Below are 24828 nucleotides of genomic sequence, written 5' to 3' on the forward strand. Positions count from 1 at the left end.
GGCCTTACTGGCTTTCTTCGATTCGTTGGCGAAGAGCCTCTATGTTGCTATTGATCTCTTCAACCGCCTGCTGTGCCTTCGCGGTGTCTGAGCGGGCGCCGGCCAGTTCTGCATCGACGGAAGCCTTCTCAAGAAGGCGGGTAGCCTCCATATACTTCTCTGCTTCTATCAGTTCTTCCGCATCGGCCACTCTGTTCTGCGCCTGGTTCAGAAGTACTGGCTCGAAGTCCCTGGCATCCGATGATACTGCCTGCTGGATGGCAGACTCGGCAGATTGCATTTGTTCGTCCGGCCGTTCGACTGAACTGGCACAGCCTCCCACAACGACAGCAATGCCAATAATGCCGGCAGCGCCTAACATCGAAGTATGCTTGTTCATGCATTATCTCCTTCCAGTGAGGGGCGAGGAGTGAGTGACCCGCCCACGTTCTCCAATCAGAATGTCTTACTCTCGCTACGTTTAAGGTTAGCAGCTGGTTCAGGACCAGGCATGACGGTATGGAAATAAACTTCCGCACGAGCCGTTATCTTGCCCCTTCACGGTTTCCCTGAAACTTGATACGTGTCACTTGATAAACGTCAGGTGTTTACTAGGGTTTTAGTTATATCCAACTGAAAGGAAGGTTTATGGATGACCACCCAGTTTCGTCCCAGGAGGACAGGCAAAAGTACGAACTCCGGCTGTTCGTTTTCCTGATCGTATTTCTCTTTCCCATTCTTTCGGTCGCTGTGGTTGGCGGGTACGGCTTTATTGTCTGGATGTCCCAGATTCTGACGGGCCCCCCGGGGCCGCCAGGCTGAGGAGCAATCATGGCAGTATCCCTGGCTCGCCGTGCATTTCTCCGGGGCGGTAAGCGCTCTGCGCCTGAGCGTCGCCCACCCTGGACCGGCAGCGACTTCGTCGACACCTGCGTACGTTGCGATAACTGCATCCACGCGTGCCCTGAAGGCATTCTCCAGAAAGGAGACGGCGGCTTCCCACAAATAGTTTTTGAGCATGAGGGCTGCACCTTCTGCGAGGAATGTGTGCGGGCCTGTGATGAACCGGTTTTTGACCTGGCAAGGGACGCCTTCCAGTGGCAAGCGGCCATTCGGGATAACTGTCTGGCGAAAGCCGGCATTCATTGTCAGAGCTGCCAGGATGCCTGTGAACCGGAGGCCATATCATTTCGATACAGCGTTGGCCATGTGCCACGCCCGCACGTTGATACGGGCAGTTGCACAGGGTGTGGGGCCTGCGTTGCTGTTTGTCCGCAGGATGCCATTGATCTGATCGCACCGGAGGATGTGCGGCCGGATGACAAAACCGTAACCTTGAACAGGGGGAAAACCGATGCCTGAAACACTCACGGACGAGCTGCACATTGCCAGCTTTATCGTCCATTGCTGGCCAGATCATCTGGATGCCATCAAGGCGCAGGTTAACCAAACAGAGGGTCTTGAAACCGGTGCGGAATCGCCGGAAGGAAGGCTGGTTGTCATTGCGGAAGGTCCGCACCAGCGCCAGCTTCTGGAAACCGTTGAACTGCTGGAGAGCCAGCCAGGCGTTCTGGAGTGCATTCTGGTCTATCACGAGCTGATGTCAGCGGCAGAAGCCAATCACGAAATGATTGATCTGAACAAAACACAACAAATCTGATGACAGGGACCGAACCATGAACCTGACACGACGCGAATTCGCCAAGGCCAACGCGCTCGCCCTGGGTGCGTCAGCGGCGGGACTGTCGATTCCCGCAGCGGCCAGTAACCTGATTACCAACGCAGAACTCACGGAGCTGAAGTGGAGCAAGGCGCCGTGTCGCTTCTGCGGAACCGGTTGCAGTGTGATGGTTGCCACCAAAAACAACCAGATTGTCGCCACCCACGGTGACACCCAGTCTGAGGTGAACCGTGGGCTGAACTGTGTGAAGGGCTACTTCCTGTCCAAGATCCTTTACGGGCGGGACCGCCTCACCAAACCCCTGTTGCGAAAGCGGGACGGCAAGTTCCACAAGGAAGGTGAATTCCAGGAAGTCAGTTGGGACGAGGCCCTTGATGTGATGGCCGAAAAGTTCACTTCCTCGATCAGGGAGCACGGTCCGGACAGTGTGGGTATGTTCGGTTCGGGGCAGTGGACGATCTGGGAGGGGTATGCTGCCAGCAAGCTGTTCAAGGCCGGTTTCCGCACCAATAACATCGACCCGAACGCACGACACTGCATGGCCTCAGCGGTAGCGGGATTCATGCGCACGTTCGGTTCCGATGAGCCCATGGGGGTCTATGACGACATCGAGAACGCCGATGCCTTCGTGCTCTGGGGTTCCAACATGGCGGAAATGCACCCGATTCTGTGGACACGGGTTACTGACCGACGGTTGTCGCATCCGTCCACCGAAGTGGCGGTGCTCTCCACCTACAAGCATCGTTCATTCGATCTTGCCGATTTACCGATGGTGATGACGCCTAACGCAGATGTGGCCATTCTCAATTACATCGCTAACTACATCATTCAGAACGACGCGGTTAATGAGGATTTCGTCAACAAGCACACAAAGTTTGTGAAAGGCGCGGAAGATATCGGTTATGGCCTTCGCCCGGAGGACCCCCGCGAGAAGAACGCCAAAAATGCCAACAACGCCAACAGCTTCGAGGATATGAGCTTTGAGGCGTTTGCCGACTATGTAAAAGAGTACGACCTTGAACGTGCAGTCAGGGAATCCGGAGTGCCGGCCAACCGGCTCGAACGGCTGGCCAAACTCTATGCCGACCCGGACAAGCGCGTAACCACTTTCTGGACCATGGGCGTTAACCAGCATACCCGTGGCGTGTGGGTTAACAACCTGATTTATAACGTACACCTGCTGACCGGCAAGATTGCCACCCCCGGCAACAGCCCGTTCTCACTGACCGGGCAGCCCTCTGCCTGTGGCACTGCGAGGGAGGTCGGTACCTTTGCCCACCGCTTGCCGGCGGACATGGTAGTGGCCAACCCGGAACACCGGGCCAAGGCAGAGAAAATCTGGAAACTCCCTGAAGGCACTATCCCCGAAAAAGTCGGCTATCACGCCGTGCTGCAGAGCCGGATGCTGAAAGACAGCAAACTGCGGGTGTACTGGACCCAGGTCACCAACAACATCCAGGCCGGCCCCAACACCATGCAGGAAACGCTGCCGGGCTGGCGTAACCCGGACACCTTCATCATTGTCTCTGATATCTATCCAACGGTATCCGCCCAGGCGGCGGATCTGATCCTGCCCTCTGCAGGCTGGGTTGAAAAAGAGGGGGCTTACGGTAACGCCGAGCGTCGCACCCAGTTCTGGCAGCAGTTGGTCAAGGCGCCGGGGGAGGCCCGCTCCGACCTCTGGCAGACGGTGGCCCTGGCCAGGCGCATCAAGGTCGCTGATGTGTGGCCGGAGGAGCTGTTGGCCAAAGCGCCAGAGATGCGAGACAAGACCCTGTTTGATGTGCTCTACCGCAACGGAAATGTTAATGCGTATCCTGTGGGCGACCTGAACCCGGATTACGGCAACCACGAGGCGGACGATTTCGGCTTCTATATCCAGAAAGGCCTGTTCGAAGAGTACCGTCAGTTTGGGAAGGGCAAGGGCAAGGACCTGGCCGATTTCGACACCTACCACAAAACCCGCGGCCTGCGCTGGCCCGTTGTGGATGGCAAGGAGACGCTGTGGCGCTACCGGGAAGGCTCCGACCCGTATGTGGAAGAAGGCAGTGGTTTTCAGTTCTACGGAAATGCCGATAACCGGGCGCGGATATTTGCCGTACCCCATGAGCCACCCGCTGAATCACCTGACGAGGAGTATCCCTTCTGGCTCTGTACCGGTCGGGTACTGGAACACTGGCATACGGGTTCCATGACCCGACGGGTCAGCGAACTGCACAAGGCAGTACCGGACGCCCTGCTGTACATGAACGCCGAAGATGCGCGGGCCAAGGGCTTCCGCCGTGGCAGCGAGGTGCTGGTGGCCAGCCGCCGTGGGGAGGTGCGACTACGGGTGGAAACCCGCGGCCGAGTCAGCGTTCCCAAGGGCATGGTGTACGTGCCGTTCTTCGATGCCGGCAAGATCATCAACAAGGTCACGCTGGATGCCACCGATCCTATTTCCAAGCAGACGGATTTCAAAAAGTGTGCGGTTCGTCTGGAACTGGTCAACCTGGCTTGAGGAGACACACCATGAAAAAGCTGATCGCTATCCTGCTTATGGCCTCCCTTGCCCTGGTTGCCCTGGCAGAGCCGCCCTCCCTCTCGCCATCGTCGCCTGATGGGCTGCGGGAAGGAGGAACCCTTGGTGAAACGCGGAATGCACCAGCCATTGCCGGGGACCCCAGAGACGTCAAAAGGGAGGTGCGCAATTACCCGGAGCAGCCGCCGGTGATTCCGCACGTTATACGGGACTACCAGGTGGACAAGCGCTTCAATCGTTGCCTGGATTGCCACAGCCGTGAGGCGGCGCCGTCAGCCGGCGCACCCATGGTCAGTGTGACGCATTTTATGGACCGCAATTTCCAGGTCAGGGCAGAGGTTACACCGGGTCGCTATTTCTGCACCCAGTGCCATGTGCCCCAAACCGATGCAGAAGCGTTGGTGGAGACCGACTTCAAACCCATCGATCAGGTTATCCGTGAGGGCGATCGGGGGGAGAACCAATGATGGATCGGCTGAAGTATTACTGGAGCCTGCTTCGAAAGCCCAGCGTTCACTACAGCCTTGGTTTCCTCACGTTGGGGGGATTCCTCGCCGGAATCATATTCTGGGGCGGTTTCAATACGGCGCTTGAGGCTACCAACACCGAACAGTTCTGTGTGGGGTGTCACGAGATGTACAGCAACCCTTACCAGGAACTGAAAGGAACCATCCATTACAGTAACCGCTCCGGGGTCAGGGCCGAGTGCTCTGACTGCCACGTGCCCCACGACTGGACCCACAAGATCGGCCGCAAGATGGAAGCGTCCAAGGAAGTCTGGGGCTGGCTGTTCGGATCCATAAATACGCCGGAAAAATTCGAGGCCAAGCGTCTCGAGCTGGCCCGGCGGGAGTGGCACCGGTTGAAAGCCAATGACTCACTGGAATGTCGTAATTGCCATGAGTTCGACTCCATGGACTTTACCTTGCAGGACCCGCGTGCGGCAGAAGCCCACTCTACAGCGTTGACGGACGACAGCGATGAAACCTGTATCGACTGCCACAAGGGCATTGCCCATGAGCTGCCTGATATGGCAGAGGTAAATCGCTAGAAGGAAATGGCTGAGCCAGACCTTTGAGGTGTGGGCTCAGCGAATCTCGGTGCCACTGGATGGCGCCTGGGAGAGCGTTGTTCCGGTGGGCGGGCGGTGATGAAGGGAATAGATAATCCTGTCCAGTACCGCCTGGCCATTCCAGGCCGGGTCATTATTGACCATGCCGACAATGGCCCAGGTGGTGTCGGTATCGTCCCGCGTGAAGCCGGCGATAGAACGGACGTTTTCCAGATAACCGGTCTTGATGCGCCCTTTGCCGTCAAGACCTGTGTTTTTGAGGCGCCTGGCCATGGTGCCATCCATCGCGATCAGTGGCATGGACGCCATGAGGTCGGCGGAAAAATTGCTGTTCCAGGCATGCTGGAGGATCTGAGCACCCTGGCGAGCCGTAATGCGGCCGTGACGGGTCAGGCCGGCGCCATTATCAATGACCATGCCTGCGGTATTGACGCCTTTGTCCTGAAGCCACTGGTATATCACACGTATACCGGCCACCCGGTCGTCTTCATCTTCGTCCATCCGGTGTTCGGCGCCAATGGTCAGCAACAGCTGGCGGGCCATGACATTGCTGCTCCATTTGTTGATGTCGCGCACCATGGTGACCAGGTCGGGCGAGGTGGTTCTCAGTAGCAGCCGGGCGTCTTCCGGTGTGCTGGCCAGCAGGCTCTTGCCGCTGATCTCGATGCCCATATCCGAGAGCAGTGAGCGTATCAGCGAAGCGGTGTATTGTTCATGGGGCAGCACAGACAGATACGCTGTGGTGCGACAACCCTGGGGTAACTTACCTGTAACCCGGACGGTGACCCGGTGGTCTTCATGGAACACAGGCTCCCAGTCAAAGTTTCTGCGCGAAGGGCAGGGCCCTTCCGCTGCTGCCGTAACCCGGTTATCGATGACAACATCGTTCAGCGACGGGGCGCTCCAGGCCTGGGTGCCGCGCTCATCGGCCCGAACCTGGAAGTGCACCAGGTTGAGGTTGGTGAGGAAGGGTGAAGGCTGAACCAGAAATGGTGCGTGGGGATTGTCGCCGTTGTCGTCGAACACGGGCAGCCCGCCTGCCAGGCTGAAAACGTCTCCATCCAGCACCAGGTTACCGTTAATGGCGCTGATGCCCATGCCACGAAGCTCGTTCAGGGTGCTCCACAGGCGCTCGATGGTGAGTTTCGGATCGCCGCCCATATCAACGTAGAAGTTGCCGTTGAGCGTGTCGCCTACCAGCTCTCCGTCAGTATAGAAGTTGGTATCCCAGCTATAGGTTGGCCCCAGGGTTTCCAGTGCTGCGTAGGTAGTAATCAGCTTGATAATGGAACCGGGGCTCATCAGCGCATCGGCGTTAATGTACTGTTCGATGCCGGGACCATTCAGGGGGATGGCCGCCATGCTCAGCGCGTGCTCGTCATTCAGCGACTGAAACGCGTAATCCCGTACCTGGCTGCTCCAGGTTTTCTTGGTGCTGGTTTCATCAGCGTAAGCCGTGCTGAACGAGAGCAGGGCTGCCATCGCAGAAACGAACAGGCGCGGCAGCACTCGACCATGCTGGCAGGCAGTTCCATTATACGACTTGTCAGGATGGCTTCTTGCCTTCAGCAACATGGTGCAGCGCTCATTGATTCCAGATGCAGTAACGATAGCCCAAAATCGAGGCTCATACTATGTGGAAAGGTTCTACATGACGTTAAAAAATGCCAGTAGTGTCGTTGTTTATACAGCATTTTTGTTAGCAGATGTAAGTGCTCTATGCTAATCAACAGGTTATCGACAGCGCAACGTGAAGCGTTAAGATACAGACAGAACCCTGACCCGCACGGGTGCGTAACAACCGCATGTGGGTAATGAACACCGGAGCGAGAGCCATGGCTATAAAGTTGTCCCGACGACAGTTCCTGGCTGCACTGGCGGCCACAGGTCTTTCACTGCGCATGCCGGCGCTGATGGCAGCTTCCGGGGAAAAGGCGATCGCCCGGCCTATTCCCTCTTCGGGAGAGCCTTTACCCGTTATTGGTATGGGGACCTGGCGCACTTTTAACGTGGGCGGAGATCAGCAGCTTGTGCAGGAGCGTACCGGTGTTCTGAAGCGGTTCTTTGAGCTGGGCGGTACCCTGGTGGACTCGTCGCCCATGTATGGCTCGGCAGATGAAGTGATGGGGGAAGCACTGGATACCCTCAATGCCCACGACAGGGTATTCGCTGCCAACAAGGTCTGGACCCGGGATGGCAACGCCACGCGGGAGCAGGACAGGGCCTCACGACGTAAATGGGGTATCGATCGCTTTGACCTCCAGCAGGTGCACAATCTGCTGGCGTGGGAATCCCATCTGGAAACCCTGAAGCAGATGAAAGCGGACGGGGATATCCGCTATCTGGGTATCAGCACCTCTCACGGGCGTCGCCACCGGGACCTCGCGACCATCATGGAGCAGGAGCCTCTGGATTTCGTGCAACTGACCTATAATGTGCTGGACCGGGAAGCCGAACAACGGCTCCTGCCGCTGGCGAAAGAGCGGGGCATTGCCGTTATCGTGAACCGCCCGTTCCAGGGTGGCGGCCTGTTTCGCCGCTACCAGTCCGAGCCATTGCCCGGCTGGGCGGAAGAGGCTGGTTGTAGCACCTGGGCCGAGTTTTTCCTCAAGTTTATCGTGTCTCATCCCGCGGTCACCTGCGCCATTCCAGCGACAACTCGCGTGGAGCATATGGAAGAGAACATGGGCGCCCTTTACGGGAGACTTCCGGACGATGAGCAACGTCGGCAAATGGCCGACTATGTGGCGGGGTTATGATCGATGGGGACTGGTTGAGCTATTCACTGTCTGATTTCCTGATGTTCGGGCCGGAGGTGTTTCTCCGGCTCTTCGTTCGTATAAACCAGGATTTCTGGCCCTGGCAGGGCATTGCGTTGGTCCTGCTGTTGGTGGTGGCCGGGTTGCTGGTGCGGGGTGATACGCTGGCGAAACGCGGCGTGCTGTTGCTGCTTGCGGCAGCCTGGGTGGGCAGCGGTGCCGGTTTCCTGATGGAGTATTACGGGCCCATCAACACCCCGGCCATCTGGTTTGGCTGGGCTTTCATTCTGCAGGCTGCACTTCTGACGGTCGCGGCTCTGGTCTGGCCGTGGGATAAAACGACCGCAGGGCTTGCGCGGCGATGGCAGGCCGGCATCGGCTGGCTGGTGATGGCGGCACTGCTACCCCTGCTGGTAGTGGTCCAGTCGGGAAACTGGCATGCCCTCGCGTTGTTCGGGATAACGCCAGACGTGACCGTCGCCGCCTCCGTACCCTGTCTGCTGCTGTTGCCCAGACGGGTTCGCTGGCTGTTTCTGTTGCTGCCGCTGCTCTGGTCGCTGTTCAGCGCCGCGACCCTGTGGACCCTGGGAACACGGCTCATGTTTGTGCTTCCGGCGGCCACTCTGGTGCTGACGATCGCCTGTTTCCGGTTCAGTCCCAGGCCGGGGAAAAGTCAGGATTAGCAATGCGCTCACCACGGTCCAGCTTGTCTATCGCGGCAATTTCTTCTGCACTGAGCGTGATGTGGAGCGCGTCCAGGTTGGCTTTCTGGTGCTGGGGACGCGTTGAAGACGGAATGGGTACCACGCCCCTGGAGGCAACCCAGGCAATGGCGACCTGCGCCGGTGACGCATTGTGTTCGCGGCCAATGCGAATCAGCGTCTCGTCTTCCATCACTTTGCCTACCGCCAAGGGCATGTAGCCCGTCACGGTGATGCCCAGTTTACGGGCGTGCTCGACGACCTTGCGATTGGCCAGGAACGGATGCACCTCAACCTGATTGGTGAAAATGGGTGTTTCCCCCAGGATCTCTTTGGCCTGGTCCATCTGGGCACAGGTGAAGTTCGAGATGCCGATGTGTGTTGTCAGCCCCTCCCGTTGTGCGTCCCGCAAGGCACCCAGGTATTCCTCCATGGGGACTTCGTCGTCCGGTGAAGGCCAGTGAATCAGGGTAAGGTCCACGTGGTCCGTCTTCAGCCGTGCCAGGCTGTCGTGCAGACTGTTGATCAGGTCGCTGTGGCGAAGCTGGTCGTGCCAGATCTTGGTGGTCAGGAAAACTTCGCGGCGAGGGATGCCGCTGGAGGTAATGCCATCGCCCACTTCGGTTTCGTTTCCATACATCTGGGCAGTATCAATGTGCCGGTAACCGAGTGACAGGGCGCTTTTAACTGCCTCTCTCGCATCGTTGCCCTTCAGGCGGAATGTGCCCATACCGATTTTCGGAAGTGTGCTGAATGCCATAGTGTCCTCCTTTGCGAACGCTCTGACTTGTATGTGGTGCTCGCCCGCTGGTTCTTCAAGTGGCAGGTGGTTATCATACCGGCCCGGAATCAGGGCAAGTCTACGAATCATCGAGGTCAAACCATGCTGACAGGGCAATGCCTTTGTGGCGATATCAAACTGGAATACGATGGCCCACTGGGGCCCATAGCCCTGTGCCATTGCAGCCAGTGCCGGCGTGCCCACGGCAGCGCTTTTTCAGCCAGTGCACCGATACAGAAAGTCCGTACCCGTTTCCCCGCGGGCGAAGAGCTGATCCGCGAATACGAATCCCGCCCCGGCAAGTATCGGGGCTTTTGCCCCCGTTGCGGCAGCCAGCTTTACAGCCGGGTGGATGCCATTCCCGGCATCCTGCGCCTGCGGGTTGGCCTGATCAATGAGCCTCTGGGCAAGGGGCCGTCCTCACACGTTTATGTTGGTTCCAAGTCGGACTGGTTCACTATTACCGACGATGTTCCCCAATTTGATAAAACTGAAAGAGCCTACGATCCAAACTGACGGCCCAACTGGCAACCCGAACGGATAGCGCCTCATCAGTTGGCAGGCACTATCCGGTAAACCTTGCCGTCGGAGTCATCAGTGAGCAGCCAGAGTGCGCCGTCAGGCCCCATGCGCACATCGCGGATACGTTCCCCCAGATCTTCCAGCAAATCTTCCTCTTCTGTAACTTCTTCGTTTTCAATGCTCAGGCGCACCAGCTTCTGCATCTTCAGCGCGCCCACGAACAGGTCGCCCTGCCACTCGGGAAACTCCTCCCCGGTGTAAAAAGCCATGCCGGAAGGAGCGATTGACGGGTCCCAGTAATGGAGTGGATCGGTGACCCCTTCCATCGTGGTCTTGTCGGAAATGGCAGCTCCGGAATACCCGATACCGTAGGTCACATCCGGCCAGCCGTAGTTGTTCCCCGCACGAATGATGTTGATTTCGTCTCCGCCCCTGGGGCCGTGCTCATGGCTCCAGATTTCGCCAGTCTCCGGATGAATGGTCATGCCCTGGATATTGCGATTGCCGTAGGTAAAAAAGGTGTCGTTTACGGAGGCTTCGCCGGTAAACGGGTTACCGGGAGCCGGCTTTCCATCAACGGTCAGGCGATGCACGCCACCGGCATCGTCATCCGTCACCTGGGCGCGTTTCTTTTTGCCTCTGTCACCGACGGCTACGTACAGGTTGCCATCGCGGTCGAATTCCATTCGGCCGGCGAAATGGCGGCCGGTATTGCCACGGGGCAGGGCTTCAAAAATCACTTCCACGTCGGTTAATTGCCCATCCTTCAGTTTTGCACTTGCAACCCGAGTGGTCATGCCTTCACCGCTCACTTCATGGGCATAGCTGAGGAACAGTGTCTGATTGTTCTCGAAATCCGGATGCAGGAGCACGTCCAGCAAGCCGCCTTGCCCGGAAACCACCAGGTCGGGCACGCCGCTGATGGCCTCGTCCTGAAGCTCACCGTTCTGGATGTGCCGCAAATGGCCCGCCCGTTCGGTGACCAGTTGGGAGCCATCTGGTAAAAAAGCGAGGCTCCACGGGTGCTCAAGATTCTGCGCGACGGTTTCGAGACGAAACTTCGCCTTGTCTGAGGAAAATGTCTGTTCGGCTATGGCTATTGCGGAAACCAGTAAAAGGCTGGTGCCAAAGATCAGGTGTTTACAGGTACGCATGGGAAACTCCGTTTCTTGCTGCTGTCGGTTGATGCCTGGCTGATTTATGAGGATAGCAGCTGGAGTGGGGCCACAGAAGAATCCTCTCTGACAGACAGGTAAGAATAAAAAAAAATTCGGAGCATGCTCATTTTCTGTTTCAAATAATAATAATTCGCATTACTATGTCGTCTATCATTTATAACCTGCCATAAACCCTGAAACGGAGAGTAAGATGTCCCGAATCCCGGACCCCATGTTCCGCCGTAAGGCCCTGGTCACTGCCATTGCTTGCACCATTCTGCCTGGCATCGCGTTTGCCCAGGACAGCGAACCCACGACCCTGGAAGCCCTCGATGTATCCGCTGACCGCAGCCAGGTCTCGTCTGAGTCCACGGGCAGTTATACCAGTGGTGCAACCACAACCTCCATGAAGATGGAGCTCGGCCACCGGGAAACACCACAGGCAATAACCGTGGTGACGCGCGAGCAGATGGACGATTTTGCGCAAAACGATATCAACGATGTGCTGGAGGGAACCACCGGCGTGACCGTGGAATCCGTTGAGACAGATCGCACCTACTACACATCCCGCGGTTTCGATATCAACAACTTCCAGTACGATGGCGTCGGCCTGCCGGCGGTATACGACAACGTGCAGGGCGAACTGGATACCGCCTTCTTTGACAGGGTCGAGGTGGTGCGCGGTGCGAACGGCCTGATGGCCGGTTCCGGTAACCCGGCGGCGACCGTTAACTTCATCCGCAAACGTCCGACGGCAGATACCAATGCGTCAGTGGCGGTTACCGGTGGCTCCTGGGACAAGAAGCGTATTGTCGGAGATGTATCCGGTGCAGTTTCCGAATCCGGCGCGGTACGTGGCCGTGTGGTTGCCGGTTACGAAGACAAGGATTCTTACCTGGACCGCTACAGCAACGAAAAGCAGATGTTCTACGGCGTGCTTGAGGCAGATCTCACGGACACCACACTGCTGACGCTGGGCCACTCCATCCAGACCTCGGACACAGACAGCCCGCTTTGGGGCGCGTTACCACTGTTCTACACCGATGGCACTGCAACAGACTTTGCCCGGTCGACCAGCACTGCTTCGGACTGGTCCTACTGGGACAACACCCAGCACAACAGTTTTGTGGAGCTGCAGCAGGAACTGGCTGGCGGATGGCGGGCCAAGGGCACCGTATTCCGGCTGGAGAATGACAGTGAATCAGAGCTGTTCTACCAATACGGCACACCGGATTCGCAAACCGGTGACGGGCTGCTGGCCTACCCGAGTCAGTACGACCTCACCGTAGACCAGTTGGTGGTAGACGCTTACGCGACAGGCCCCTTTGAATTGGTAAATCGGACCCATGAGCTGGTGTTGGGAGCCTCCTGGTCCCGCTCCGAAACGGTGGACGAGTCCCGCTATGGTCAGGGTATTGGTAACGCGCTGCCACCTCTGAACGAGTGGGATGGCAATTATCCACGGCCAACGTTCGATAATGGTGTTGGCGGATCAGACTGGACGGATCGTGAAACCGCAACTTACGCCGCTGCCCGCTGGACCCTGACCGACAGCCTGACAGCTATTACCGGTGTTCGCCTGACCTGGCTGGACAGTAAAGGCACCAGCTACGGCGCAGAGAAAACCACCAGTTACGATGCGATTGATACGCCCTACGCCGGGCTGATCTACGATCTGAACGACAACCATTCTGTGTACGCCAGTTACACTGAAATTTTCACGCCGCAAACCGAGCTGGACATCAACCGCGATCGCCTGGACCCGATCGATGGCGTGAACTACGAACTGGGCCTCAAGAGCGAATTCCTGAACGACCGGGTGAATACCACGGTCGCGCTTTTCCAGACGGAACAGCAGAACGTGGCTGATGTTGCCGGAACCTACAGTGGCACTCAGGACCCCTATTACCGCGGCATCGATGGACTTGAAAGCCAGGGTGTTGAACTCGAGTTCGTGGGCGACGTAACCGACCGAATCCAGCTGTTCGCCGGCTACACCTTTGTGGCCATCGAAGATGCCGATGGCAACTCCGCCAAACCCTTTGTGCCGGAGCACCTGGCCCAGCTGCGAGGAACCTGGAAAGTGCCGGGAGTCGAAGGCCTTGAGCTGGGAAGTAAGGTACGCTGGCAGTCGTCCATCAGCCAGGATCAGGGCGTGGCCACAACCGGGCCGAACGCTGGAGCCAAGATCGTCACCGAGCAGGAAAGCTATGCAGTGGTGGACCTGATGGCCAGCTACGACTTTGCCCGTGACTGGAACGCTACGCTGAACGTGAACAACGTGACCGACGAGAAATACATCGAAAGCCTCAAGAAGTTTGGCGCTTCTGCCCAGGGTTTCTACGGAGAACCGGCGAACGCAAGCCTGACAGTCTCCTGGGTCTACTGATCCAGGCGTGAAGAGAGGGCGGGAAATTGCTCCCGTCCTCATTGATGACAAAAGGGAGGAAAAGGAATGACGCCCGAACAGGAAATGCTTGAAGGATTAAAACTGGCCGCAGGCGCTGGTATGGTCATCGGCGTGGTTGCCATTGGCCTGGCGCTGGGCTCGGCTATCGGGGTCTGATCAAAGGCTGAGGGCTTCCAGTCGCTCCTTGCGATAGACACCACAGGTACCGCAATAACCACCTTCGGGTAACAGATACTTCAGGCAACATCCTTTCCGCTGTGGAATTGCCGTGGTCTGCCCGCCAAACACCGCCGGAATCCAGTCAATGAACTGGTTGGCGTCATTGTGAAACTCCCCGAGCCAGCGCTGTGCCAGATCACAGGTTTCAGCAGGCTCTGCCAGGTTCCATACCGCCGAAAACGGCGCCCCCAACCCAAGCCCGACGCTGCTCCAGTAGGCTCCGGGGCTCACCCCCAGCCGCTGCCTGAACACCGGGTACCAATCCTGTGTCAGTTTCCCGACCGAACGGACAAAGCTCTCCTCATCGACAGCAGGCACACCCGGGGCCTGGAACCAGCGGGACGGCACCGGTTCCCCATGCTCCACAGGAGCGAGAAAAATGCGCCGGGGATCGGGCAGGGGAGCCTGGCCATCCCGGAACAGCCGCAGGGTCAGTGGGGCAATCACGTTTAACGCCAGATCCTGCTGAAGCACCGAAACACGGGCCCGGATGGCACGGGAATCGGAAGCTTCCGGGTAATCGGTGTTGACCTGGTCAATCAGCAGTGTCGGTTGTTCCAGACACTGCGCCAGAGAAAACAGCCCAGGGCGTTCATCGGGACCAGGTTGAAGTGCCTGGGCGAGGACGGACTCCCGGTCCAGCCCGGCTGATGCCAGGAGCCGGGCGTAACGCTCGGCCCATGTGCCAGTCAGCCCGGCGTGTTCAGGATCGGCCATGGCGGCTCAATCCCCACAGGAAATAGACACCCCCTACCAGCGCAGCCAGCAAACCAGCCGGAAGCTGGTTGGGAAATACCACGATTCGCGACAGGTAATCCGCCACCGCAAGCAGCAGGCCCCCTACCAGAGCTGCCACAATCATCTGGCGGCCGACAGTTTGTTGCCCCAGAACCCTTGCAAGGTGCGGGGCAATCAGCCCCACAAAACTGAGAGGGCCAATGACCACCGTGGCGGCAGCGGTCAGTACCGCTGCCAGCATAAGCAGCAGTAGCCGCGCACGTGTCACCGAAAGCCCGAGGGAGGCTGCAGCCGTATCACCCAGTGGCAGAATGGTCAGTGGGCGTACAACCAATAGCAATAACGTACTGACCAGCACGACAAATCCCAGCAAGCCGAAAGCCTCGCTCTCGGAAATCAGCCACGTGGAGCCGTACATCCAGTTCAGCAGTTGTGAGGCGACGGTGCCGCCAGAAGCCATCACCAATCGCAGGCCGGCATCCATAAACACATACAGGGCCAGGCCACCGAGCAGCAACTGGTTCCCCGCGAAGCGGTGTTTGCGCGCAAGCAGAATCAGCAGGCCAAGAGCGCCAGCAGCCCCCAGGGTGGCCGCGCCAAGCTGGCCAATGCGGCTGACCTCTGTGCTGGTAAGCACGATCACCACCATGACCAGCGCAGCCCCGCCGCTGATACCCAGCATTTCCGGACTGCCCATGGGGTTGCCCGTCATCCGCTGAATCAGTGTACCGGCCAGCCCCAGCGCTACCCCGGCAAGAATGGACGCCAGCAGCCGCGGACCGCGCCAGACCCAGGCATCCCCCCATTGGGTGAAGGATGTCCAGTGCCAGCCGTCCAGCCCCGGAGCCCAACCCATGGAGACAATCATGGTGATCACGAGCAATGCGATAACAACGCAGGGGACCAGCACCGGAGACCGCCGCCTGGGCAGGAAACCTGCCGGGCTGGATTCCTGGCCGGGCATATGATGGGTGTTCCTGAAACTCTGGAGCGCCAGCAGTATCACAGGGCCGCCGATTAAAGCGGTGGTGGTTCCGGTGGGTACCAGCGAACCGTCACCCCAGGTGGACGCCCAGTGGGCCAGGGTGTCAGCCAGCAACAGCAAGCCGCCCCCCATGAGCGTGCTCCACAGCATTTTATTGCCCAGCGTGCGAGCGCCCAGAAGCCGGGCCAGAACCGGCGCAGCAAGGCCAACAAAAGCGACCACGCCAACACGGCTTACTACCGTGGCCGTCATCAGGACCACCAGAAACAGCGCCATGGCCCGCAATAACCCCACTCTGGCGCCCAGTGCACTGGCTGAGGTCTGCCCCAGTTGCAGTAATTGCAGTGGCCGCATCAGCATCAGCATCAGCACGGCGAGCACCAGAACACGGGGCCAGAGCTCCATAAAGGGCCCCCAGTTGTTCTGCACCAGGGAGCCGGCCCCCCAGATAAACAGATTGCCCAGCCATTCCCCCTTGAGTAGCAGGAATGCCATATTCATGGCGCCCAGGAAGAAGGTGATCACCAGCCCCGCCAGAATCACGGTAACCGGTGAGAAGCCGAGCCGCCAGGTGAGCGCTATCACCAGTCCGATCGCCAGCAAACCGCCACCAATGGCTGCCAGATCGGGGCTGAAGGCCAGCAGCCCGGGTGCAAAAAGCGTGGCAACGGTAACGCCGAACTGGCCGCCGGCTTCCACACCAAGCGTGGTGGGGGAGGCCAGTGGGTTGCCCAGTATCTGTTGGGTAACGGCCCCCGCCAGCCCCAGCCCGCATCCGATCAGGATGGCGATAGACACCCGGGGCGCCCAGCTATAGTGAGCCAGCACGGAGGAATAGTTTTCTGCATCGAAGGTCCAGAACGCAGACACCAGTGCGCCGGCATCCAGTTCGCCAAACCAGGGGGCGGAGCTGGCGATCAGCGCACCAAACCACAGGATTACAGCCGCCACCGGCAGTTTCGCGGGAATGGCAGGGCGCGACGCAGGCAGGTCAGAGCTTTCAGCGAGAATGTCAGAGCCTTCAGCGACCTTGCCAGAGCCTTCAACGCCCTTGTAAGAGCCTTCAGCGTACATTATCGGAGCCTCCGTCCAGCAGGGCATCCGTAAGCATGGTTGCCAGCCGTTTCACCGGGAAAACACCGCCGAATGGCCACACCGCCTCTATGTGGTACACCTGGTTCCGCCTGACCGGAGACAGATACGTCCAGAAGGGGCTGGTGGCCAATGTGTCCGCAAGCCCTGGCAGAATCGGGGAGATCACCACAAGTCGGCTGTCCTGGTAAGGGGCGATAGCTTCCAGCCCGACAACCGAGAAACCCCAGAAGTTGCCCTCCATTGGCCAGGCATTTTCAAGGCCCAGGGCGCTCAGAGTGCTCTGGTAAAGACCGTTAGGCGCGTATATACGCACGTGGCGGTCATCCAGGAAGTTCACCAGAGCCACCGGCCGGTCCGTCATGCCTGCCTCTTTCAGGCGTTGACGTTGCGTCGCCAGGGTCTGCTCCAGGTCCGCCAGGATGGTATCGGCCTGGTCCTCCCGGTCGAGCATCTCTGCCAGCGTGGTCAACATTTCGCGGGCTTTCTCGAAGGGCTGGTGGCCCTCCTTGTACACGCTGATCACATAGGTAGGGGCAATCCGCTCAAGCTGCCGGGAGGCGGGCGCCATTTCTGAACTGGTGACGATCAGGTCCGGTTTCAGTTCCGCTATGGCTTCCAGACTCGGCGCCACGCGGGTGCCGATGTTGGCAACACCGGCGGGCAGCTCTGGCTCATTTACCCACACCTCGTAGCCGTCCCTGTCTGCCATGCCCACGGGGGTGACGCCAAGCAGAAGGAGGGCTTCGGTGGCCGCCCAGTTCAGGGTAATGATTCGTTTAGGGGTATTATCCAGGGAAACGGAGCCGTACTCATGCTGCCAGGTTTCAGCGTAGGCCGGTAACGAGGTCAGGCCCAGGAAAAGCAGTGCCATCAGGGCTCTGGCGGGCTGTCTAATGAACATAGGAAACCCACTGGCCCGGCGCTCGCTCCATCACGCCCATCGGTACCCCGTAGATGGTTTCCAGTATTCCTGAATCCATGATTTCCCGGGGGCTGCCGTCGGCAATCAACTGCCCGGTTCGGAGTGCCACAAGACGGTCGCAGAAGCGGGCGGCCAGGTCCACATCGTGCAGCACGACAATGACGGTCAGCTCCCTTTCCTCCGCCAGGCGGTGTACCAGGCGCAGGGTTTCCACCTGGTGTTTTACGTCCAGGGCAGAGATGGGCTCATCAAGCAGAAGGCAGCGGGTTTGCTGGGCCAGCAACATGGCAATCCAGGCCCGCTGGCGTTCGCCACCGGAAAGGGTGTCGACAGATCGATGCTGGAAGCGGTCCAACCCGGTGTCGGTAATTGCCTGATCAATCAACCGGTGGTCTTCGCTGTTGTAGCGGCCTAGCGGGCCACGCCAGGGATAACGGCCCAGGGCCACCAGCTCCCGCACGGTAAGACCATCGGTGCCCGGGGGATGCTGCGGCAGGTAGCCAACGGTGCGGGCAAACTCACGCGCCCCGGTGGTACGGAAGGATGTTCCCAGCAGGCTGACGTCACCGGACGTGCGTGACATCTGGCGCGCCAGCACCTTGAGCAGTGTGGATTTGCCGGAGCCGTTGTGGCCAAGCAACGCGGTGACTTCGCCTTCCCGGAATTCGATGTTGATGTTCCGGAGGATAGCGGTCTCCCCAATATTCACATGCAGGCCGGATACTTCGAAGAACGCAGACATGCAGGCTCCCGTGATTCTGAAGGCCTGCAGAATAATCTAAATGCGAATTACTATCAATCCATTATTGTCGTTGTGGAGAGCCGTTGTGGAAAGCCGGGGCCAGGGGTCATGCCTGGCCGGTCTGTACCCGCCATTGTGCGTTATAGGCGCCGTCGCTTTTCAGCAGATCCTCATGCCGGCCGGACTCCACGATTCGGCCTCCCTCCACCACGGCGATAGTGTCTGCATCCACAATGGTCGACAGGCGGTGAGCAATCATGATCACCGTGCGATTGTGGCCGATGCGCTTCAGGGACCGCTGGATGGCGGCTTCGGTTTCATTGTCGACAGCGCTGGTGGCTTCGTCGAGTACCAGAATGGGTGGGTCTTTCAACAACGCACGGGCGAGAGACAGCCGCTGGCGCTGCCCGCCCGACAGTCGCACTCCCCGTTCTCCCACCGCGGTGGACAAGCCCTCCGGCAGTGCCTCAATGAAAGACCAGGCTTCAGCGGTTTTTGCCGCCTCAATGATCTGTTCGTCGCTGGCGCCGGGGAACCCGTAGGCGAGGTTGTCGCGGATACTGCCTTCAAACAGGTAAACGTCCTGGCTCACCAGCCCGATGGCTTCACGCAGAGATTTCAGGCTGACGGCCTGGACAGGCTGGCCGTCGATGCGAATCTGGCCGCCGGTGGGATCGTAAAAGCGCAGCAGCAGTTTGATCAGTGTCGACTTGCCGGAGCCCGTCGCCCCCACCAGAGCAAGGGTGTTCCCGGCCGGTACGTGCACGGAAATGTTGTCGATACCAGCGCCACTGGACGGATAGTGAAAGCTTACTCCCTCAAAGCTGACTTCACCCTTTACAGGTTGCTCCAGCGTTTTACCGGCATCGTCCTTTACATGCACCGGCTCGGCCAGCAGGTCGAGAATGCGGCGGGTACTGGCCATGGCCCGTTCAAACAGGTCGATCACTTCGGCAAGGCCGGTCAGTGGCCATAGCAGGCGCTGGGTCAGGAACACCAAAACCCCGTAGGCACCCACGTTCAGATTGCCTTCCAGCGCCATCATGCCGCCAACGGTAAAGGTGGCCAGGAACCCGGCCAGAATCGCCATACGGATGATGGGGATAAACGCCGAACTGATGCGAATGGCCCGGCGGTTGGCTTCCACGTAGGCCTCGCTGCTGGCCTTCAGGCGCTCGGCTTCGCGCCGCTCTGCCGTAAAACTCTTGATGGTGGCTATGCCGCCCAGGTTGTTGGCCAGGCGGCTGGACAGGTCGCCCACCTTCTCCCGCACATCGGCGTACAGCGGGCCGGCTTTGCGCTGGAAGTAGAACGCGCCCCAGATGATCAGCGGAATGGGGGTGAACGCCAGCAGGGCGATCAGGGGTGATAAGACGAAGAACACGGCCCCCACAGCCACCACCGTCACCACCACCTGGATCATGGCGTTTGCGCCGCCATCCAGGAACCGTTCAAGCTGGTTGACGTCGTCGTTCATGGTGGCAACCAGCTGGCCGGAACTGCGGGCTTCAAAGAAACTCATGTCCAGCTTCTGGGCGTGCTCGTAGGCATCCTGACGCAGGTCGGACTGCAGGCGCTGGGCCAGGTTGCGCCAGAGGATCTGGAACAGGTATTCGAAGATAGACTCGCCGGCCCAGATAAAGAACGTGAGCACCGCCAGAATGGTGATCTGCTCCTGTGCGGTTTCGAATCCCAGCCCTGCCACGAAGCTTTCTTCCTGGTTGACCACCACATCAATGGCAACACCTATCAGGATCTCCGGAGCAATATCGAACAGCTTGTTGATAATGGAGCAGGTGGTCGCCGCGATGATCTGGCGGCGATAGCCTCTGGCGTACCGCAGAAGGCGCCCGAGCGCTGCGAAACTGCTGGTGGTCTTGGGGGAAGGCTCGCTCATGGTTCGCTCCGCTTGCGCCAGAAAAGCGGCAAGGGTAGCGGATTTCTCAGGGTTTTAAAACAGAATCATTATCACTTGCGAGTATTTCGCTGCAGCCACCGGTCCAGCTTGTCTGCAAATTCCTTGCGGTCTGTCTGGCCCAGAGGTGGCGGGCCACCCGTCACCTGGCCGGCGTTTCGCATTTCTTCCATGAAATTGCGCATGGCCAGGCGCTGGCGGATATTCTCCTTGGTAAAGGCCTGGCCGCGCGGATTGAACACCTCTGCCCCTTTCTCGATGGCCTCGGCGGCCAGCGGAATGTCCTGGGTAATAACGAGGTCGCCTTCGTGCATCTGATCCATGATCTCGTTGTCCGCCACGTCAAAACCCTGGGGCACCTGCCGGCGCTTGATGAAGGGGCTCGGGGGCAGGTTAATGGCGTGGTTCGCGATGAAGGTGGTCTCGACTTGCCAACGGGTTGCGGCGCGGCAGAGAATTTCCCGGATGGGAACGGGGCAAGCGTCGGCGTCGACCCAGATTGGCATGGCTGGTTTCCTCCTGATTCAGTTCTGGGGGGAGTTTACCTTGCGTTGTTATGAGCCTGGTAGGTTTTGGCGGCGTATCTCTTAAAATCTTTCCGGTGAGGTGTTGGCGATGTGGAATCGGTTGCTTTTATCCGCTTTGTTGGGCTTGTTCACCTGTTTTAACGCCTTCGCTGCTGATGGCAATGCAGAGGCCTGGGAAGCCCTGCGTGAGGGGCGTGCAGTGTTGATGCTTCGTCACGCCCTGGCACCGGGCACCGGAGACCCAGGCAGCTTTAAAGTCGATGACTGCACTACACAGCGCAATCTGAACGACACCGGCCGTGAGCAGGCGAGGGCGTGGAAGCCATTTCTCGAGGAGCATGGCATCACCGAAGCGCGGGTGTTCAGCAGCCAATGGTGCCGTTGCCTGGACACTGCACGGGAAATGAACGTGGGGCCGGTGGAGGAGATGATGTCGCTGAACTCGTTTTTTCGCAGCCGGGAGAAAGGGCAGATGCAAACCGCGCAGACGATTGCGATTGTGAATGAGCTGGAACCCGGGCCGCCAGTGGTGCTGGTGTCGCACCAGGTGAATGTGACGGCGCTGACAGAGGTGTACCCTTCATCTAACGAAGGCGTGGTGATTGCACTGCCGCTGTCCGAAAACCCGACCGTGCTGGCAAGAGTTTCGCCTGGGCGGTAGTGCTATAATGCCGCGCTCATTCAGTTAACAGGAAATCCCATGTCCCAGCTTCCCCCATGCCCCGAATGCAGCTCTGAATATACCTATGAAGATGGTGTGCAATTGGTTTGTCCCGAATGCGGGCATGAATGGTCAGAGGCAGAAGTGGCGGCAAATGAAGCCGGCAAGGTGATACGTGATGCCAATGGCAACGACCTTCAGGATGGCGATACCGTTACGGTGATCAAGGACCTCAAGGTCAAGGGCTCCAGCTCTGTGGTAAAAGTGGGCACCAAGGTGAAGAACATCCGCCTTGTGGAAGGGGATCACGACATCGACTGCAAGATCGACGGCATAGGTGCCATGAAGCTGAAGTCCGAGTTCGTCAAGAAAGCCTGACCCAGTGAGTTCATCGCAGGATAAACGGAGAGATTGAATGGCCGATAACGATAAGGAGGTAGCACCTGCTCAGCCAACCTCGCCAGAGAGAAAGCATGAACTGCATCAGGAGCTCCCGGTTGATTTTCCTGATCCGTTTTTTCGCAATCTACACCGGATTATACGCTTTGCGATTCGGGTACTTGCGGTACTGATGGTCGCCGTTATTCTTTGGGGCGTTGGCGATGTTATTTACATCATTTACGACAGGCTGATCACGCCGCCATTCCTGCTGTTGAACATTAACGATATTTTCTACACCTTCGGCGCCTTTATGGCGGTGCTGATTGCAGTGGAAATCTTCATCAATATTCGGCTCTATCTCGGTACCAACGTCTTCCCGGTGCAGTTGGTGGTTGCCACTGCGCTTATGGCCATCGCCCGGAAAGTCATCGTGCTGGATTTTGAAACGCTGACGCCCATGTACCTGATCGGTATCGCCGCGACCACCCTCGCACTTGGCGTTACCTATTGGCTGTTGAGACAGGGCAATCAGTACCATGAGTGGGACGACTGATTGCCCTCGGTTTTGGAGTTGCCCGGCTACACGCCGGCCGCAACCTGCACTTGCTGTTCCAGCTCCCTGGCCAGGGCTGGCTCCAGCTTCAGGGCATTGGCCAATTGGTCCAGCCATGCCCGCTCCATGGGGTTCTGATCGTCGATCATCACCGCACTGACGATATAGATTTCCCGGCTTGCCTGTGGTGAGTCGGCGCTGCGGGCAAGGGCGTTGGCGTCCAGCGGGGCGTCGAATTGCTGTTGAATCCAGGCGTGCAGTTCATCGTCCGGCCCGAGTTTCTCGATCTCCTGGGTAAGCAGCGCCCGCTCGTTGGCATCCACATGCCCATCGGCCCGGGCAGCCATAATCATCGCCTGCAGTATCTCCAGGCCCCGTTGGTCCTGGGCGCTGCCTTGCAGCTGCTCCAGTGGTTGGCCTTGCCGGGCAGTGTCGGCCACCGGGCTGGAGGATTGGGCCTGGTAGTTCTGATAGGCTTTCCACGCCAGCACACCAACCCCCGCCAGGGCACCGTATTTCAGAGCCTTTCCGCCCATGTTTCGGCCCCGCTTCGACCCCAGCATAAGCCCGACAGCACCACCACCGAGCAGGCTCTTGACGTCGATACCGCTGGAGCCTGAGCCTCCGGAACCGCTGCCACCGAACTGCGATGCGAGGTTTCCCACCATGCGGTTTATATCGGAACCTCCTCCTGTGCCTGGCTGGCTTCCGGATGCCTGGTTCATCAACTGCTTGAGAATGTTCATCGCGTTCATGTATTCACTCCTGAATTGCGCCTATGGCTAAGCTGGTCATTTGGTTGAGGCATGTCTGTACCCGCTGGTATGACCGTAACGTTCAGATTTGGTGCCCGAATCCACACATGACATTGGCTGCAAAATTGACGGTGAGACTTGTCATCAGCGGCGGTGAAAGTGACACTGTATTCTTTTTGCCAATCTATTGATGATAACTCCATAAAGCGAGGCTCCATGAAAACACTCACTGCGCTGGCCGCCAACGTGCTGTTCGGTTTCAGCATTCTCGCAGGCACGCTTTCCACCCCTGCACTGGCCCACGAATACACTGAGGGCAATATCACAATCGACCACCCCTGGAGCCGCCCCACACCCCCGGGCGTACCCATGGGCGTTGGCTACATGGCCATCACCAACGATGGCGACAACGACATCACCCTCACCAGCGCCACCACCCCCAGAGCGCAAAACGTCTCCATCCACGAAAGCACGATGAAAGACGGCACCATGAGTATGCGCCCGTTAAAGGATGGCCTCACCATCCCAGCCGGCGAAACCGTGGAACTCAAGCCCCACGGCTACCACCTGATGCTTGAAAAGCTGAAAGGCCCCTTGAAAGAAGGCGAAAGCATACCCCTGACATTAACATTTGAGGGCGCGGCGGACATGAACGTTGAATTAAACGTTGAGCCGCTGGATGGAGGCATGCAGAAGAAAGACAACGGTATGGACCATTCCGGGCACTGAAAGATGCTGGCTGGAGTTATACGAACGGGGGCGTATAACTGCAGAAGCCTCTTCTCATGCTATTGAATCTATGGGTCTTTTTATCGAAGACGCCTGGGTTATACGAACGTAGGGCGCTGAAGTTATACGAATGCGTTCGCAAAACGCCATTGGTGGTAGGTTGAGTGCAGTACTTAGGGTTTTGAACTACCTTGCTTTTCTGAAACCAGGGTTGGAGGGGCGTTTGGAGTTATACGAATGTGGGATAGGCGCCCGGAGTTATACGAACCGGTTCGTATAATACGCTGTTATAGAACCAAGGAGTAGAGTTTCAGATCAATGTCTTATCAAGATAGTAATCCAGAACGCCGGAACTTGGTTCTACTCTCCCTGAGCATAATTGTTTTCTATCTCGCTGAGGGCCGACTCGTTTCAAGCGATGTGCGTCTTCAGGTCGTGAATGTCGCATTTAGCAGGCCAGAGGTTTTGGTAGCAACTGTTTGGTGCTTGCTTGTTTGGTTTTTCTATAGATATTGGTTGGTACACCAAGGGAGTTGGAAGAAGAGCTACTGCCAAGAAATGGTTAGGGATGCAGGAGTGGCGAAAATTGCTTACGCTAGGATGAGGAGCAAGTTTGAACTCGGTGAAGATTACAATGCTTCATACTTTCCCAATAGACATTGGCTGAAGTTTTCAGAAAAGGGTTCAGGAAAACTCGTCTATCAACACATTTTCCGCGGCGAAGCTGGACAGCAACTTTCACAGTCCAAAGAGCCTGTAGGTTTTTTAGACGGATTATTAATCGTAATCTGCAGCCTTTGGTTATTTATCAGGCGGCCCACGCTATCGACGTATTTTATACCTTACATCCTGTTCGTGGGTGCGACCACGCTGGGGGTGTATCACGCGCTATAACCCATATGAGCCTTCTCGGGATCAATAGGCAATAGTCATTTTTTTGGCCGCGCCAGCGGCCAACTTAAACCCATGAGCGAGAACGCCTGCTTCGCTAGTCTCGTGGGGCTGTCAGGCACTCACAGCAAA

26 protein-coding genes are annotated in these 24828 nt (G+C 58.1%); 15 read left to right on the forward strand and 11 right to left on the reverse strand.

What is annotated here, in order from left to right:
- Positions 1-4: 4 nt before the first annotated feature.
- On the reverse strand, positions 5-379 hold the full coding sequence (locus FO268_RS13395; RefSeq protein WP_150993799.1) for a DUF4398 domain-containing protein: 375 nt from the start codon (positions 377-379) through the stop codon (positions 5-7).
- 248 nt (positions 380-627) lie between these two features.
- Between FO268_RS13395 and napE the strand changes: the two genes are divergently transcribed.
- Genes napE through FO268_RS13425 form a run of 6 tightly spaced genes read left to right on the forward strand, consistent with a single transcriptional unit; the run spans position 628 to position 5232 of the window.
- Positions 628-801 carry a periplasmic nitrate reductase, NapE protein gene (napE, locus tag FO268_RS13400; protein WP_150993801.1) on the forward strand — a complete coding sequence of 58 codons (174 nt, stop codon included), beginning with the start codon at positions 628-630 and terminating at the stop codon, positions 799-801.
- Between the two features lie 9 nt (positions 802-810).
- The gene (napF, locus tag FO268_RS13405; protein WP_150993803.1) at positions 811-1341 is read left to right on the forward strand and encodes a ferredoxin-type protein NapF; all 531 of its coding nucleotides are present in this window, start codon (positions 811-813) and stop codon (positions 1339-1341) included.
- Positions 1334-1639: a chaperone NapD gene (locus FO268_RS13410; protein WP_150993805.1), complete on the forward strand. Its 306-nt coding sequence runs from the start codon at positions 1334-1336 to the stop codon at positions 1637-1639. The genes napF and FO268_RS13410 overlap by 8 nt, the downstream gene beginning before the upstream one ends.
- A gap of 16 nt (positions 1640-1655) precedes the next feature.
- Positions 1656-4160, forward strand: a complete 2505-nt coding sequence (napA, locus tag FO268_RS13415; protein ID WP_150993807.1) for a nitrate reductase catalytic subunit NapA — start codon at positions 1656-1658, stop codon at positions 4158-4160.
- An 11-nt stretch (positions 4161-4171) separates the two neighbouring features.
- Positions 4172-4648: a nitrate reductase cytochrome c-type subunit gene (locus FO268_RS13420; protein ID WP_150993809.1), complete on the forward strand. Its 477-nt coding sequence runs from the start codon at positions 4172-4174 to the stop codon at positions 4646-4648.
- Positions 4645-5232 carry a NapC/NirT family cytochrome c gene (locus tag FO268_RS13425; protein ID WP_150993811.1) on the forward strand — a complete coding sequence of 196 codons (588 nt, stop codon included), beginning with the start codon at positions 4645-4647 and terminating at the stop codon, positions 5230-5232. The genes FO268_RS13420 and FO268_RS13425 overlap by 4 nt, the downstream gene beginning before the upstream one ends.
- Positions 5233-5268: 36 nt before the next feature.
- Here the strand turns inward: FO268_RS13425 and dacB are convergent, their stop codons facing one another.
- Positions 5269-6828 (reverse strand): D-alanyl-D-alanine carboxypeptidase/D-alanyl-D-alanine endopeptidase, encoded by a 1560-nt coding sequence (gene dacB, locus FO268_RS13430; protein ID WP_150993813.1) that lies wholly within the window; start codon positions 6826-6828, stop codon positions 5269-5271.
- 260 nt (positions 6829-7088) lie between these two features.
- Here dacB and FO268_RS13435 point away from each other — a divergent pair, with 260 nt between their 5' ends.
- Positions 7089-8012 (forward strand): aldo/keto reductase, encoded by a 924-nt coding sequence (locus FO268_RS13435; protein ID WP_150993815.1) that lies wholly within the window; start codon positions 7089-7091, stop codon positions 8010-8012.
- Positions 8009-8695, forward strand: coding sequence for a DUF6064 family protein (locus FO268_RS13440; protein WP_150993817.1), 687 nt, complete (start codon positions 8009-8011; stop codon positions 8693-8695). Before FO268_RS13435 ends, FO268_RS13440 begins: the two co-directional genes overlap by 4 nt.
- Here the strand turns inward: FO268_RS13440 and dkgB are convergent.
- Positions 8664-9473, reverse strand: a complete 810-nt coding sequence (dkgB, locus tag FO268_RS13445; RefSeq protein ID WP_150993819.1) for a 2,5-didehydrogluconate reductase DkgB — start codon at positions 9471-9473, stop codon at positions 8664-8666. The two genes, FO268_RS13440 and dkgB, sit on opposite strands and share 32 nt — an antisense overlap.
- 123 nt (positions 9474-9596) lie before the next feature.
- Here dkgB and FO268_RS13450 point away from each other — a divergent pair, with 123 nt between their 5' ends.
- A complete protein-coding gene (locus tag FO268_RS13450; protein ID WP_150993821.1) occupies positions 9597-10010 on the forward strand; it encodes a GFA family protein in 414 nt (137 codons plus the stop codon).
- 35 nt (positions 10011-10045) lie between these two features.
- On the opposite strand, the gene FO268_RS13455 is transcribed toward FO268_RS13450, so the two are convergent.
- On the reverse strand, positions 10046-11170 hold the full coding sequence (locus FO268_RS13455) for a PQQ-dependent sugar dehydrogenase (protein WP_150993823.1): 1125 nt from the start codon (positions 11168-11170) through the stop codon (positions 10046-10048).
- Between the two features lie 214 nt (positions 11171-11384).
- Between FO268_RS13455 and FO268_RS13460 the strand changes: the two genes are divergently transcribed.
- Positions 11385-13562, forward strand: a complete 2178-nt coding sequence (locus FO268_RS13460) for a TonB-dependent siderophore receptor (protein ID WP_150993825.1) — start codon at positions 11385-11387, stop codon at positions 13560-13562.
- 177 nt (positions 13563-13739) lie between these two features.
- Here FO268_RS13460 and FO268_RS13465 read toward each other — a convergent pair whose 3' ends face one another.
- The 6 genes from FO268_RS13465 to FO268_RS13490 all read right to left on the reverse strand — a co-directional run bounded on the left by FO268_RS13465 (position 13740) and on the right by FO268_RS13490 (position 20705).
- Positions 13740-14519: a (2Fe-2S)-binding protein gene (locus FO268_RS13465; RefSeq protein ID WP_150993826.1), complete on the reverse strand. Its 780-nt coding sequence runs from the start codon at positions 14517-14519 to the stop codon at positions 13740-13742.
- Positions 14506-16599 carry a Fe(3+)-hydroxamate ABC transporter permease FhuB gene (gene fhuB / locus FO268_RS13470; protein WP_150993828.1) on the reverse strand — a complete coding sequence of 698 codons (2094 nt, stop codon included), beginning with the start codon at positions 16597-16599 and terminating at the stop codon, positions 14506-14508. Before fhuB ends, FO268_RS13465 begins: the two co-directional genes overlap by 14 nt.
- Positions 16589-17491 (reverse strand): ABC transporter substrate-binding protein, encoded by a 903-nt coding sequence (locus FO268_RS13475; protein ID WP_225316685.1) that lies wholly within the window; start codon positions 17489-17491, stop codon positions 16589-16591. The genes fhuB and FO268_RS13475 overlap by 11 nt, the downstream gene beginning before the upstream one ends.
- 19 nt (positions 17492-17510) lie before the next feature.
- Entirely contained in the window at positions 17511-18284 is a 774-nt protein-coding gene (locus tag FO268_RS13480; protein ID WP_150993833.1) for an ABC transporter ATP-binding protein, read from the reverse strand.
- A 106-nt stretch (positions 18285-18390) separates the two neighbouring features.
- On the reverse strand, positions 18391-20181 hold the full coding sequence (locus FO268_RS13485; protein WP_150993835.1) for an ABC transporter ATP-binding protein: 1791 nt from the start codon (positions 20179-20181) through the stop codon (positions 18391-18393).
- Positions 20182-20252: 71 nt separating this feature from the next.
- Complete coding sequence (locus FO268_RS13490; RefSeq protein WP_150993837.1) at positions 20253-20705, reverse strand: YaiI/YqxD family protein; 453 nt, start codon at positions 20703-20705, stop codon at positions 20253-20255.
- A gap of 109 nt (positions 20706-20814) precedes the next feature.
- Here FO268_RS13490 and FO268_RS13495 point away from each other — a divergent pair, with 109 nt between their 5' ends.
- From FO268_RS13495 to FO268_RS13505, 3 genes are read left to right on the forward strand one after another with little or no spacing between them, the layout of a single operon-like run.
- Complete coding sequence (locus FO268_RS13495; RefSeq protein ID WP_150993839.1) at positions 20815-21387, forward strand: histidine phosphatase family protein; 573 nt, start codon at positions 20815-20817, stop codon at positions 21385-21387.
- Between the two features lie 39 nt (positions 21388-21426).
- Positions 21427-21765, forward strand: coding sequence for a zinc ribbon domain-containing protein YjdM (locus tag FO268_RS13500; RefSeq protein ID WP_150993841.1), 339 nt, complete (start codon positions 21427-21429; stop codon positions 21763-21765).
- Positions 21766-21802: 37 nt separating this feature from the next.
- Positions 21803-22321 carry a phosphate-starvation-inducible PsiE family protein gene (locus FO268_RS13505; RefSeq protein WP_150993843.1) on the forward strand — a complete coding sequence of 173 codons (519 nt, stop codon included), beginning with the start codon at positions 21803-21805 and terminating at the stop codon, positions 22319-22321.
- Positions 22322-22347: 26 nt separating this feature from the next.
- Here the strand turns inward: FO268_RS13505 and FO268_RS13510 are convergent, their stop codons facing one another.
- Positions 22348-23076, reverse strand: a complete 729-nt coding sequence (locus tag FO268_RS13510; RefSeq protein ID WP_150993845.1) for a tellurite resistance TerB family protein — start codon at positions 23074-23076, stop codon at positions 22348-22350.
- A 216-nt stretch (positions 23077-23292) separates the two neighbouring features.
- On the opposite strand from FO268_RS13510, the gene FO268_RS13515 reads away from it, so the two are divergent.
- Together FO268_RS13515 and FO268_RS13520 are read left to right on the forward strand one after the other, a co-directional pair.
- Positions 23293-23805 carry a copper chaperone PCu(A)C gene (locus FO268_RS13515; protein WP_150993847.1) on the forward strand — a complete coding sequence of 171 codons (513 nt, stop codon included), beginning with the start codon at positions 23293-23295 and terminating at the stop codon, positions 23803-23805.
- A 318-nt stretch (positions 23806-24123) separates the two neighbouring features.
- The gene (locus tag FO268_RS13520) at positions 24124-24699 is read left to right on the forward strand and encodes a hypothetical protein (protein ID WP_150993849.1); all 576 of its coding nucleotides are present in this window, start codon (positions 24124-24126) and stop codon (positions 24697-24699) included.
- Positions 24700-24828 lie beyond the last annotated feature (129 nt).

Source organism: Marinobacter denitrificans (genome assembly GCF_008795955.1).
GTDB lineage: Bacteria > Pseudomonadota > Gammaproteobacteria > Pseudomonadales > Oleiphilaceae > Marinobacter > Marinobacter denitrificans.